Annotated in this window: 11 protein-coding genes; all 11 read right to left on the minus strand. The window is 72.3% G+C overall.

Annotated elements, in window-relative coordinates:
• Positions 1-47: 47 nt before the first annotated feature.
• The gene (locus tag AB0D99_RS19630; protein ID WP_362363246.1) at positions 48-905 is read right to left on the minus strand and encodes an NAD(P)H-binding protein; all 858 of its coding nucleotides are present in this window, start codon (positions 903-905) and stop codon (positions 48-50) included.
• Positions 906-966: 61 nt separating this feature from the next.
• Positions 967-1836, minus strand: coding sequence for an alpha/beta hydrolase (locus AB0D99_RS19635; RefSeq protein ID WP_362363249.1), 870 nt, complete (start codon positions 1834-1836; stop codon positions 967-969).
• Between the two features lie 85 nt (positions 1837-1921).
• The gene (gene kynU, locus AB0D99_RS19640) at positions 1922-3160 is read right to left on the minus strand and encodes a kynureninase (protein ID WP_362363252.1); all 1239 of its coding nucleotides are present in this window, start codon (positions 3158-3160) and stop codon (positions 1922-1924) included.
• Complete coding sequence (locus AB0D99_RS19645) at positions 3153-4001, minus strand: tryptophan 2,3-dioxygenase family protein (RefSeq protein WP_362363255.1); 849 nt, start codon at positions 3999-4001, stop codon at positions 3153-3155. The genes kynU and AB0D99_RS19645 overlap by 8 nt, the downstream gene beginning before the upstream one ends.
• A gap of 112 nt (positions 4002-4113) precedes the next feature.
• Positions 4114-4881: a DUF3152 domain-containing protein gene (locus AB0D99_RS19650; RefSeq protein WP_362363257.1), complete on the minus strand. Its 768-nt coding sequence runs from the start codon at positions 4879-4881 to the stop codon at positions 4114-4116.
• Positions 4882-5195: 314 nt separating this feature from the next.
• Complete coding sequence (locus AB0D99_RS19655; RefSeq protein WP_362363260.1) at positions 5196-5609, minus strand: DUF3151 domain-containing protein; 414 nt, start codon at positions 5607-5609, stop codon at positions 5196-5198.
• A 14-nt stretch (positions 5610-5623) separates the two neighbouring features.
• Positions 5624-7060 (minus strand): MFS transporter, encoded by a 1437-nt coding sequence (locus AB0D99_RS19660; RefSeq protein WP_362363264.1) that lies wholly within the window; start codon positions 7058-7060, stop codon positions 5624-5626.
• A 75-nt stretch (positions 7061-7135) separates the two neighbouring features.
• On the minus strand, positions 7136-9127 hold the full coding sequence (locus AB0D99_RS19665; RefSeq protein ID WP_362363267.1) for an Ig-like domain repeat protein: 1992 nt from the start codon (positions 9125-9127) through the stop codon (positions 7136-7138).
• Between the two features lie 108 nt (positions 9128-9235).
• Positions 9236-10405: a MalY/PatB family protein gene (locus tag AB0D99_RS19670; protein ID WP_362363271.1), complete on the minus strand. Its 1170-nt coding sequence runs from the start codon at positions 10403-10405 to the stop codon at positions 9236-9238.
• 72 nt (positions 10406-10477) lie between these two features.
• Positions 10478-11500, minus strand: coding sequence for a class II fructose-bisphosphate aldolase (gene fbaA, locus AB0D99_RS19675; protein WP_362363274.1), 1023 nt, complete (start codon positions 11498-11500; stop codon positions 10478-10480).
• A gap of 246 nt (positions 11501-11746) precedes the next feature.
• Positions 11747-12295 carry an orotate phosphoribosyltransferase gene (gene pyrE, locus AB0D99_RS19680; protein ID WP_362363277.1) on the minus strand — a complete coding sequence of 183 codons (549 nt, stop codon included), beginning with the start codon at positions 12293-12295 and terminating at the stop codon, positions 11747-11749.
• Between the last annotated feature and the right edge of the window lie 4 nt (positions 12296-12299).

Genomic DNA, 12299 nt, shown 5'->3' on the forward strand with positions numbered 1-12299 from the left:
ACGGCGCTGACCAGCGCACCCTCGCGGTCAGCGACGACGCGTGTGCGTCAGGCCCGGAACGCGGCCGCGTGGTCCGCCGCCCACCGCGCGAAGGTGCGCGCCGGGCGACCGGTGACCCGCTCCACCGTGTCGGCGACCGTGCGGCCGGCCTCGGGGGTGTTGCCGTACACGTCCAGCAGGAAGCCGATCGTGTACTCGTCCATGCCTGCCGTCCGCCACCGGCCGACGGCCTCCTCCTCGGTCAGCTCGACCAGCCGGATCTCCCGGCCGCGGGCCGCGCCGAGGGCCGCGATCCTGTCGTGCAGGGTGAGGACCTCGGGGCCGGTCACGACGTACGACTGTCCGCCGTGCCCCTCCTCGGTGAGCGCGACGGCGGTGACCGCGCCGATGTCGCCCTCGTGGACCATGGCGCTGAGCCGGTCGGCGAAGGGCTCGCGGACCTCGTCGTCGGCCTGGATGCCGGGCGCCCACTCCAGGGCGTTGGACATGAACTCGACCGGCATGACGACGGTCCAGTCGACTCCTTCGCTCTCCCTGACCGCCTGCTCCAGCGGCGTGTCCCCGCCGCCGTGCAGCACGGTGACCCGGCGGACCCCCGCCTTCACGGCGAGCTCCAGGACGCGCGGGCCGGTCTCCAGCGGGGCGAAGACCGCGCCGCCGAAGGTGATCAGGTGCAAGCCCGTGACGCCCTCCAGGGCGGGGGCGAGCGAGTCCGGGTCGGTGAGGTCGCCGACGGCGATCTCGACCGGCTCGGGGAGCACGGCGCGGGCCTTGGCCGCGTCCCGGGTGAGGGCACGGACCGCGTGGCCGCGGGCGAGGAGTTCGGCGACGACCTGACGGCCGACGGTGCCGGTGGCTCCGGAGACGAGGACCTTCTGGCTGCTGGTGCTCTGCTGGTTCTTCATGCCTCGACGGTAGGGAGACTTGCGGTCGACTTCTGTCCGCAAGCCTCCGTCCCCCGTCGACTCAGTAGGCGAGCTGGGCGATCTCCTCCGCGACCACCGCGCACGCGTCGGCGGCCGGGTCGATCAGCGGGAAATGACCGATGTCCGGGAGGAGCGTGAACCCGACCGTCTCCCCCGCCTTCGCCGCCGCCTCCACATACGCGTCGGCGACGGCCTGCGGCACGACGATGTCGTCCCGGCCCTGGACGACCGTCGTGGCGATCCCCGTCGGCAGCAGCAGCGCGGGGTCGGCATGGCGCGCCCGCACGTCGAACTCCCCTTCTCCACCCAGGAACTGGGTCACCGCACCACCGCAGACCCCGAGTTCCACCGCCCGGTCGAAGTGGGCGATGGGGGCGAGCGCCACCACCCCCCGCAGAGCGGGCGGCGCCGGCAGCCGCCAGGGCGCGTCCGGCGCCAGCACGTGCCGGGCGGCGGCCCACAGGGCGAGATGGCCGCCGGCGGAGTGGCCGGTGACCACGATCCGGCGGGGATCGGCCTGCGGCAGATGCTCGGCCGCCAGTCGTGGTACGGCGTCCAGCGCCGCGGCGACGTCGTCGAAGGTGTCCGGCCAGCGTCCCGCGACGGGCCCGGTGCCGCCCTGCCGGGGGATCGCGCTGCCGCGCCGGTACTCGACGTTGGCGACCGCGAAACCCCTGCGGGCCAGAAAGTCCACGAAAGGAGTCAGGTGCTGCCGGTCGTACGGCGCGCGCCAGGCACCGCCGTGCAGCGCGACGACCAGCGGCGCCCGCTGCCGGCCGTCGCGCGGCGCGTAGAAGTCGACGACCTGGTCGGGGTGTTCGCCGTACGCGGCGGACACATCGGGGGCGACGGCCGGGTGCGAGAAGGCCGACGCTTCCTCGGCGGCGTCGCGCGCGGCGGGGTCCGGCATTCTGTTCCAACCTCCCAGAGACGCGGCCGAGCTGGCCTGACCTGCGGGGACCGTACCAGGACTGACGCCCCCACAGATCAAGCGATCATCGGACCTGGGAACCGGACACGTCGGTCGGAGCCCCTGCCGGAATCTCGGCCAGGACCTCGGCCAGAACCCGCGCCGCCCGCTCCGCGTCCGCGAAGCCGACGTACAGCGGCGTGAATCCGAAGCGCAGCACGTCGGGCCTGCGCAGGTCACCGACCACCCCGCGCCGTATCAACTCCGCCATGACGTCCGGCGCCTCCGCGCAGCGCAGCGCCACCTGGCTGCCCCGCTCCCCGTGCGGCTCGGGCGTGAGGGACGCGACCCGGCCGTCCGGAACGTACTCCCGCACGCACTCCAGGAAGAAGTCCGTCAGGGCGAGGGACTTCGCCCTGACGTCCTCGATGTCGACCCCGTCCCAGACGTCCAGCGCCGCTTCGAGCGCCAGCATGGACAGGATGTCGGGGGTGCCGACGCGGCCCCGGAGCGCGCCCGCCGCCGCCTCGTAGCCGGGGGTCATCCCGAACGGGTCGGCGTGCGAGTTCCAGCCGGGCAGCGGCGAGTCGAAGGCGGCCTGGTGACGCTCGGCGACGTACAGGTACGCGGGCGAACCGGGGCCGCCGTTGAGGTACTTGTAGGTGCAGCCGACCGCCAGGTCGACCCCGTGCTCGTCCAGGCCGACCGGCAGGGCGCCCGCGCTGTGGCACAGGTCCCAGACGGCGAGCGCGCCGGCGGACCGGAGCGCGGCCGTGATCCCGGGCAGGTCGTGCAGCCTGCCGGTGCGGAAGTCGACGTGGTTGACCAGCGCGGCGGCCGTGCGCGGCCCGACGGCGCCCGGCATGTCTGCGGGGGCGACCGGCACGATCCGCCGACCGGTCACCCGGGCCGCGGACTGGGCGATGTACCCGTCCGTGGGAAAGGTCGTCGCGTCGACGAGGATCTCGTCGCGGTCGTCCGTGCTCAGCCGGGCGGCGGCGACCATCGCCTTGAAGACGTTCACGCTCGTCGAGTCGCCGACCACGATCTGCCCGGGGGCGGCGCCGACGAGCGGGGCTATCCGGTCGCCGATCCGCTCGGGCGCGGTCCACCAGCCGCTCTCGTCCCAGGAGCGGATGCGCAGCCGCCCCCACTCACGGGTGATGACGTCGGCCATCCGGGCGGGGACGTGCGCGGGCAGGGCGCCGAGCGAGTTCCCGTCGAGGTAGACCGTCTCGTCGTCGAGGGCGAACCTCTCGCGCAGCTTGGCCAGCGCGTCCTCCGTGTCCCGGCGCAGCGCGTTCTCGCGCAGGGACTCAGACATGGCTGCGCGCCGTCCACAGCTCGGGGAAGACGTTCTTCTGCGCCCGCTTCTCCAGCCAGGCCACGCCCGCCGAGCCGCCGGTGCCCGTCTTGGAGCCCATGGCCCGCCGGGTGGCGACGAGGTGGTCGTTGCGCCAGCGCCAGATCAGCTCGGCGACATCGCTCAGCGCCTCGCCCAGCCGGACGAGTTCGGCGTTCTGGTCGGCGTCGGCGTAGATCCCGGCCCAGATCCGCTCGATCTCCGGCGACGGCTCGTACTTCTTCGCCAGGTCGCGGCCGAGCACGGCCTCCGGCACGGGCAGCCCGCGCCGGGCGAGGAGCCGGAGCACCTCGTCGTACAGGCTGGGCTCCTGGATCGCCTTCTCCAGCTCGGCGTGGACGCGGGGCGCGCCGCGGTGCGGCACCAGCATCGACGCGGACTTCTCGCCGAGCAGGAACTCCATGCGCCGGTACATCGCCGACTGGAAGCCGGAGCCCTCGCCGAGGGCGGCGCGGTAGGAGTTGAACTGCGCGGGGGTGAGCTGGGCGAGCGGGCGCCAGGACTGGTTCAGGGCCTCCAGCTCGCGCACGGAGCGCTTGAGCGCGTCCATCGCCACCGGGACGCGGTCCTCGCGCAGGGCGCGGCCCGCGGTCTCCCACTCGTGGACGATGACGGTGAACCACAGCTCCATGACCTGGGTGGTGACCAGGAAGACCATCTCGCCCGGGTCGTCGGAGCGGAGGTGCTGGAGGTGGGTGAGTACGTCCGCCTGGACGTAGTCCTCGTACGGCGTGGTGCCCGCGAAGTCGAGGTTCGGGTCTGCGACCGAACCGGCTCCGGAGGCATCGGGGAAGGTGGACATCGCTGTCTCCTCGATACGCAACTACCGGGTAGCGGTCCGCTCCTTCCGTTTGGCAAGTGGAGCCCCGGTCCCCTCGGGGCCGCGTGCTTCGTCGCGCGCGGTCCCATGCGCATCATGGCACGACAGGGCCCTCGATGTAGCTCCCGTCTTCGTCATACGGATATGCGTTCGAACGACAGCCCTTGAGTCCCTTGATCTGCTGCATCATGACGGGCGCCGGCTTGCCCGCTCCCGGGCAGGTCATGTGCATCCGGATGCCGATCTCGTGCCCGACCTCGTGGTTGATGATCAGATGCCGGTACTCGGCGGGGGTGCCGGCGAAGGTCGGGGAGCCGAGCAGCCAGCGCCTGAGGTTCACCACGACGCCCTGGGTGGTCTCGCAGTTCAGCTCGCCGCGCGTGTTGAGGCCCTGCGCGAGACAGAGCCTGTCGGCGGTCGTCGGAGTCGCGATACGGATCACGAAGTCGGCGTTCTCGGAGACCAGCTGGAAGCGTCCGCGGCCGTGCGCGGCCCAGCCGCGCGGATGATCGAGGATCTGCTGGATCTCGTCGGCGACCTGGCGGGCGGAGAGGTCGATGCCGTCCTCGACCTGGACGCGGTAGCGGCGCAGGGTGCCCCCGCTGCCGACCGGCTCGCCGGTGGACCGGGCCGTGGTGAAGGTGCCGGCGCCGGAGACGGGCACGGTCGTCCTCTTGGGCGTGGACGAGGGCTTCGGCTTGGGGGTGGTCGGCTTCGGCTTCGGCGGGGGCGTCGTGGCCGGCGGGGGCGCGGGCTGCACCGTCGTCCGCTCGGCGGTGGGGGCCGCGGCCCCGGTGGAATCGGGTGTCCCGCCGCTGTTGTAGTGGGCGAGGGCGGCGCCTCCGCCGAGGGAGAGGGCCACCAGGGCGAGGGTCGGAAGGGCGAGACGTCTGAGGGGGCTTTTCGGGCGCCTCTTGGAGCGGCCACGCCGGCGGCTCTGTGTGCGGCCCCGGCCTGCGGGTGCGGCGGCACGCTTGCCCAAGACAGACTTCTCCCCTGCGTCAGCCGGATGGGGGGAAGAGGGTGGGGCCTCTGCGCCGGCGGCTCGGTTACACGGTCCGAAGGATCGTAACCGCGTCTTCGAACGCCCTCGAACGACCACGGGACTATGACCGGAATTCCCCCTGCCCTCCAGGACAGGGGGAACCGAACGTCACCGCGGCGCCACGCGGGGCATCAGCCGAGGGTCTCGGCCGCCGTCTCGGAGGAGTCGCGCAGGAACGTCGAGCAGCGCTCGTACTCGTCCTTCTCACCGATCTCGCCGGCGGCCCGCGCCAGCGCGTGCAGCGCCCGCAGGAAGCCCCGGTTCGGCTCGTGCTCCCACGGCACCGGGCCGTGGCCCTTCCAGCCACTGCGGCGCAGCGCGTCCAGGCCGCGGTGGTAGCCCGTACGGGCGTACGCGTAGGACTCGACGACACGACCTCCCTCGTACGCCTCGTCGGCGAGCTGGGCCCAGGCCAGCGAGGAGGTCGGGTACTTCGCGGCGACGTCCGCCGGCGCCGCGCCGCTCGCGAGCAGCTCGCGCGGCTCCGGGTCGTCGGGCAGGTGGGTGGGGGGCGGTCCCCCCAGCAGGTTCTCGTGGATGGCCATGGGGCCAGTCTGCCTCAGCCGTTGCCCGGGTCCAGCGGCGGCGCCGTCACCCCGCAGTGCACCTTGCACTCGGGATGACACTCCGCCCCGCCGACGGGCGCCCGCACCATCGCCCAGGCGAGGACCGCCCCCGCCACCATGAGGCCCGCGCACATCGGCATCGCCCGTTGGAACGTCTCCCCGAACTCCTCCGCCGAGCGGTACGCCTCCGGCCCCATGCCCGCCAGCGCGGGCAGCGCCGCGACCGCCAGCAGGCCCGCGGCACGGGCGGCCGCGTTGTTGATCCCGCTCGCCAGACCGGCGCGCGCCACGTCCACCGAGGCCAGCACGGTCGCCGTCAGCGGGGCCACCACGACGGTCAGGCCGAGACCCAGCACCACCATCGCCGGCAGCACGTCCCGCACGTACGAGGCGTCCTCCCCCACCCGCAGCATCAGCATCATCCCGCCGGCGCACAGCAGCGGCCCCACGGTCAACGGGATCCGCGGCCCGATCCGCTCGCCCAGCTCCCCCGCCTTCGCCGAGAGCAGCAGCATCAGCACGGTGGTCGGCAGCAGCGCCGTGCCGGCCGCGAGCGCCGAGTAGCCGGACACCACCTGGAGCTGGAGCGTGGCCAGGAAGAAGAAGCCGCCGAGCGCCGCGTACACGCACAGCGTCACGAGGTTGACCACGGTGAACAGCCGCGAGGCGAAGACCGAGGGCGGCACCATCGCGGTCTCGCCCCGCCGCCGCTCCACCAGGACGAACACCGCCCCGGTCACCACACCGAGCACCGCCGCCCACCACACCTCGGCGATCAGCGCGTAGGTGACCAGGGCGAGCCCCGCCGCGCCGAGGAAGGCGCCGAGGACATCGAAGCGGCCCGCCGCGGACTCGTCCCGGGACTCGGGCACATGGCGCAGCGCGACCGGGACGCAGAGCGCGGCCAGCGGCACGTTCAGCAGGAACACCCAACGCCAGCCGGGCCCGTCGACCAGCCATCCGCCGACGAACGGCCCGATCGCCGCCCCGACCCCGCCGAACCCGGACCACAGCCCGACGGCCTTCGCCCGGTCGTCGGGGTGGAAGCTCGCCTGGATCAGCGCGAGCGAGCCGGGGGTGAGCAGCGCGCCGCCGATGCCCTGGAGGGCGCGGGCGGCGATCAGCACACCGGCGTTGGGCGCGATCCCGCACAGCAGCGACGCGATCGCGAACCACACGATGCCGACGACGAAGACCTTCCGCCGCCCGTACCGGTCACCGAGCGCCCCGCCGAGCAGGATCAGCCCGGCGAGGGTGACCATGTAGGCGTTGACGATCCACTGGAGGTCGGCCATGTCGGCCCCCAGATCCTCACCGATGTGCGGCAGGGCGACATTGACGACGGTGGAGTCCAGCAGCGCCATCCCGGACCCGAGCACGGTGGTGAAGACGATCCACCGCCCCGTGCCGGAGCTCAACCGGATGTCCATGCCTGCATGGTCCCGCGAACCACGGAGCCCCGCCCGCCGGAACGGCGAACGGGGCCCTGTCGGTGCGCAGGCGCCTCAGCGGGTGAAGTTGAAGTACTTCCAGGAGCCGTAGACCGTGGTGTTCACGTTGTCGCCGGAAGCGGTGTCGATGTACGCCGAGCGGACGCGGAAGCGGTATCCGGCCGCCCCGTCACCGTCCACCGTCACGTACGCCATGCCGTTGGCGTTCAGCTGGAAGTAGTCCGAGGCGACGTGCTGCCACGCGCCCCCGTACCAGATCTGCAGGTCCAGCCGGGTGCTGCGGCCCGGGTAGGAGTTGTGCCAGGCGGCGATCATCGGATCGGCCGTCTGGCGGTAGGTCTGGTACGAGGTGCCGCCGATCTTCGTCCACGTGTAGTGGCGCGACAGCGTGGTCGTCTGGCCGGCCCGCGTGTAGACGGCAGAGCGCGCCTCCGCCGGGGCCGTCCGGGAGTCACCGGCGAAGTTCACGGACACCCACGTGTCGCGGGTCATCTTGAGCTGCGCCGCGAACTTGCCCTCCGCGTTGACCGGGCCGCGCCGGAGCAGCTTCTTGGGCTCCGGGCCGATCGGGTCCGCCCAGATCTCCACCTCACGGTTCTTGTACGTCGGGCCGAGCGTGGCCGTGTACCAGACGGGGGTGTTGAAGTTGACGTTGAGCCCGTTGCGGTCCAGCGTCAGCGCGGCCTTGTTCCGCGAGACCTCGACCTTGGCGGTGCCGGAGGCGCCCTCGTGCTCGGCGTCCCCGGCGTACGCGACCTTGTAGGTCACGCCGCCACCGGCGGTCGGGGTGTCGGCGAACGAGAAGGACCCGTTCGCGCCGAGCGTCCGGGTGCCGAGCGCCTTGCCCTGCGGGGCGTCGACGTCGTACCGGGTGACGGTGAGCGGCGTACCGGCCGGGAGGGGCACGGAGGCCGTGACCGTACCGGTGACGGTGAGCGGCTTGAGGACGGGCGAGGTCGCGGGGACCTGGACCGTCACGGTCGGCGCGGACATGGTCGGCGTGTCCAGGACGTGCAGGCGGGGGCTCGCCCCGTACGCGGTGGTGACCGCGAAGAGGCGGCTGCCGCCCGGCTCCCAGGCCAGACCGCCGTTGGCGAGGTCGTCCCCGCCGCTGGAGGTGCCCGTGCCGGGGAAGTCGTACTGCCGCACGGAGGTGGTCGCGCCCGGCCGGTAGACGAAGACGTCCTTGCCGTACGACGAGTCGGAGCCCGCGGCGACGGTGCCGTCGGGCGCCACGGCCACGGCCGCGCCGTGGTAGTCGCTGGCGTAGCCGCCGACCTCGGCGAGGTCCGTGGTCTGCCACACGAAGTGGCGGTTTCCGGCGCCGGCCGTGATGAGGCGGCTGCCGTCCGGGGTGAACGCGAGATCGTTGATCATGCTGCGATTGCTCACGCTGTCGGCGGTCCGCGCGGTGCGGCTCGCCGTGCCGGCGGTCACGTCGTACAGGCCCACCGTGAACCGGTGGTGGTAGGACGACGCGGCGGCGATGCTGTTCGGGTCCGTCGGCGAGGCGACCAGCCTCGGAGCACCCGAGTAGTTCGTCTCGGCGTCCTGCGCCAGGGTCACCACGGGCTCGGCGCCGGAGACGTCGATCGAGCCGATGTCGCCGTGGTCGCCGTTGCCGTAGCCGAACCAGATCTTGCCGCCCGCGAGGGCGACGTGCTGCGGGTCGGTGCCCTCGCCCGTCGCGTACCGGGCGGTCTCGGTGACGGTCTGCGTCTCCAGGGAGACGACGACGTCGGCGCCCGGAACCGCGGCGTACAGGCTGCCCGCGTCCCCGGAGAGCGCCAGACCGGTGACACCCGGCAGTCCGTCCGCCGTGGCCAGGACCGTGCCGGCGTAGTCGGTCGCGACGACCTTGCCGAGGTACGGGTCACTGATGAAGACCCGCTGGTGGACGCCGTCCACCACCATGTCGCCCACGGACGACACGGGCAGCACCTTGCTGCTGTCGGCGGCCGCGTGGCCCGCCGTTCCCGCGACGAGGGCCGCGGAGCTGAAGAGGACCGCGAGCGATGTCGCGGCCGAGAGAGTGCGCTTGCGCACGATGATGTGACCCCCCAATGGTCTCCGGCCGCGTCGCTTCAGCGGCCGGTGAGCGAAGACTAGATCACGCCACCGACACGCCGCCTCCCGGTATCCCTCCGGGCCGACTCAGGCCGTACGCAGCCTGGTCACCGCCCTGACCAGCGCGTCCGCACCCCGCTCCGTCTTCTTCCGGGAACAGCCGATATTCAGCCGCACGAACCCGGGGGCCCCGTAGACGCCGCCCGGCATGATCGCGACCTTCTCCGTCTCGACCAGGTCGCGCTGGAGCGCGGTCTCGTCGATGCCGAGCGGGCGCAGGTCGATCCAGGCCAGGTAGCCCGCCTGCGGGGGCGTCCAGGTCACCCCCGGCAGCCCGGCCGCGAGCCGCTCCTCCAGGAGCCGCATGTTTTCGGCCACGTACGCCCGCAGCTCGTCCAGCCAGGGACCACCCCGGGTGTACGCGGCGATGTGGGCGGTCAGCGAGAGCACGGCCGGGGAGGCGAGGCCCTCGCCGGTCTCCATGCGCCGGATGAAGGTCTCGCGCTCGCCGGGGTCGCCGATGATCCCGTACGAGCCGGAGAGGGCGGGGAAGTTGAACGCCTTGGTGCCCGAGGTGATCAGAGCCCAGCGCCGGACGCGCGCGGCCTCCGCGACCCGGCTGAAGGGCAGATGGCGGTGGCCGTCCGCCACCAGGTCCGCGTGGATCTCGTCGCTGACGAGGGCGACGCCGTGCCGCTCGGCGAGGCGCGCGAACTCCACCAGCTCGTCCTCCCGCCAGACCCGGCCGGTCGGGTTGTGCGGCGAGCAGAGCAGCAGCATCCGGGCGTCCGGACGCGCCAGCTCCGTCTCCAGCGCCTCCATGTCCCCGACGGGTACACCGCGCAGCTCACGCCCCAGCCCGGTGACGGCCTTGCGGAAGCCGTCGTACGTCGGGGTGTGCACGACCACCCCGTCGCCGGGCTCGGTCCACATCTGGAGCAGCTGGGAGAGCTGGCTCAGCACGGACGGCGCGTAGACCAGCGTCTCGATGTCGACCGCGGTGTCGTAGCGGGTCGCGTACCAGTGGCGGATCGCCTCCCGGAACTCGCCGAGCCGCCAGTCCGTGTAGCCGAACACGCCGTGCTCGATCCGGTCCTTCAGGGCGTTCAGCACCTCCGGCGGGGAGGCGAAGTCCATGTCGGAGATGGTGAACGGGAGCAGGTCGGAGACCGCGAAGCGGTCCGCTATGCCGTCCCACTGCACCGACCAGGTACCGCGCCGGTCGATCTCCCGGTCGAAGTCGTAGTGCGTCGTCAACTCGGATCCCTCCGGACATGCCGAGGGCCCGGCGCCACCGAGGGGGTCGCGCCGGGCCCGTCGAACAGAGTCTTACTTCAGCTTCGTGCCGGTCGAGCGCAGCGCGGCGCACGCCTCGGTGACGCGCGCGGCCATGCCGGCCTCGGCCAGCTTGCCCCAGGTGCGCGGGTCGTAGGTGGACTTCTTGCCGACCTCGCCGTCGACCTTCAGGACACCGTCGTAGTTGCGGAACATGTGGTCCGCGACCGGGCGGGTGAAGGCGTACTGGGTGTCGGTGTCGAGGTTCATCTTCACGACGCCGTTCTCCAGCGCGGTGGCGATCTCCTCGGCCGACGAGCCCGATCCGCCGTGGAAGACGAAGTCGAACGGGTTGGCCTTGCCGTACTTCTCGGCGACGCCGGCCTGGAGGTCCTTGAGGAGCTCGGGGCGCAGGACGACGTTGCCCGGCTTGTAGACACCGTGCACGTTGCCGAACGAGGCGGCCAGCAGGTAGCGGCCCTTCTCGCCCAGGCCCAGGGCCTCGGCGGTGCGGATCGCGTCCTCGACGGTGGTGTACAGCTCGTCGTTGATCTCGTGGCTGACGCCGTCCTCCTCGCCACCGGTCGGGGTGATCTCGACCTCAAGGATGATCTTGGCGGCGGCGGCCTTCGCGAGCAGCTCCTGGCCGATGGCCAGGTTGTCGGCGAGGGTCTCGGCGGAGCCGTCCCACATGTGCGACTGGAACAGCGGGTTGCGGCCGGCCTGGACGCGCTCGGCGGAGATGTCGAGCAGCGGGCGGACGTAGCCGTCCAGCTTGTCCTTCGGGCAGTGGTCGGTGTGCAGCGCGACCGTGATGTCGTACTTGGTGGCGACGATGTGCGCGTACTCGGCCAGGGCGACCGCGCCCGTGACCATGTCCTTGTTGTACTGGCCGCCCAGGAACTCGGCGCCGCCGGTCGAAATCTGGATGATGCCGTCGCTCTCGGCCTCCGCGAAGCCGCGCAGCGCAGCGTGCAGGGTCTGGGACGAGGTCACGTTGATGGCCGGGTAGGCGAACTTGCCTGCCTTCGCCCGGTCGAGCATCTCGTTGTAGACCTCGGGGGTTGCGATGGGCATTCGTCCGCTCCTTGTGATGTGCGGTGGGTGCGTTGCTTGTCCCTGACCTGGGGCGACGTCATCGTCGGGGCCCATCTTTCCAGACTCTCCTGCGGACGCCAGGACCAAGGGGCGGAGCGTTTCACGTGAAACACTCCGCCCCTCGTCAAAGCCGCAGGTCAGGCCCGCACGCAGCCGCCCCGGGACCTAAGTCACGACTTCGCGTCGGCCGGCACGGAACCCCGCCCGGCGCCGCGAGCCCGGCTGCTAGGCCAGGCCCAGCTCGTCCAGCGCGAAGGCGTACAGGTACGGCACGCCCGCCGTGGTGCTGATCTTCTCGCCGGCGCCCGTGGCCCGGTCCACGATCGTGGCGACCGCGACGACCTCGGCGCCGGCCGCCCGCGCCGCCTCGACGGCGGTGAGCGGCGAACCGCCGGTGGTGGAGGTGTCCTCGACGATCAGGACCCGGCGGCCCTTGATGTCCGGGCCCTCGACCTGGCGCTGCATCCCGTGCGCCTTGGCGGCCTTGCGGACGACGAAGGCGTCCAGACGCTTCCCCTGCGCGGCGGACGCGTGCAGCATCGCGGTCGCGACCGGGTCGGCGCCGAGCGTCAGCCCGCCGACGGCGTCGAACTCCAGGTCGGCGGTCAGATCGAGCATGACCTGACCGACCAGCGGGGAGGCCGCGCCGTCCAGCGTGATCCGGCGCAGGTCGACGTAGTAGTCGGCCTCAAGACCCGACGAGAGGGTCACCTTGCCGTGCACCACGGCCTTGTCCTTGATCTGCTCCAGCAGGTCAGCGCGTACGTCAGTCATGTCC

Origin of the sequence: Streptomyces sp. NPDC047971, assembly GCF_040653355.1 — a bacterium.
GTDB lineage: Bacteria > Actinomycetota > Actinomycetes > Streptomycetales > Streptomycetaceae > Streptomyces.

What these genes read in the sequence shown, in the direction of transcription:
- AB0D99_RS19630 (WP_362363246.1), bottom strand. Translation starts at nt 905, where the DNA reads ATGAAGAACCAGCAGAGCACCAGCAGCCAGAAGGTCCTCGTCTCCGGA.
- fbaA (WP_362363274.1), bottom strand. Translation starts at nt 11,500, where the DNA reads ATGCCCATCGCAACCCCCGAGGTCTACAACGAGATGCTCGACCGGGCG.
- AB0D99_RS19655 (WP_362363260.1), bottom strand. Translation starts at nt 5,609, where the DNA reads ATGGCCATCCACGAGAACCTGCTGGGGGGACCGCCCCCCACCCACCTG.
- AB0D99_RS19660 (WP_362363264.1), bottom strand. Translation starts at nt 7,060, where the DNA reads ATGGACATCCGGTTGAGCTCCGGCACGGGGCGGTGGATCGTCTTCACC.
- AB0D99_RS19635 (WP_362363249.1), bottom strand. Translation starts at nt 1,836, where the DNA reads ATGCCGGACCCCGCCGCGCGCGACGCCGCCGAGGAAGCGTCGGCCTTC.
- AB0D99_RS19645 (WP_362363255.1), bottom strand. Translation starts at nt 4,001, where the DNA reads ATGTCCACCTTCCCCGATGCCTCCGGAGCCGGTTCGGTCGCAGACCCG.
- pyrE (WP_362363277.1), bottom strand. Translation starts at nt 12,295, where the DNA reads ATGACTGACGTACGCGCTGACCTGCTGGAGCAGATCAAGGACAAGGCC.
- kynU (WP_362363252.1), bottom strand. Translation starts at nt 3,160, where the DNA reads ATGTCTGAGTCCCTGCGCGAGAACGCGCTGCGCCGGGACACGGAGGAC.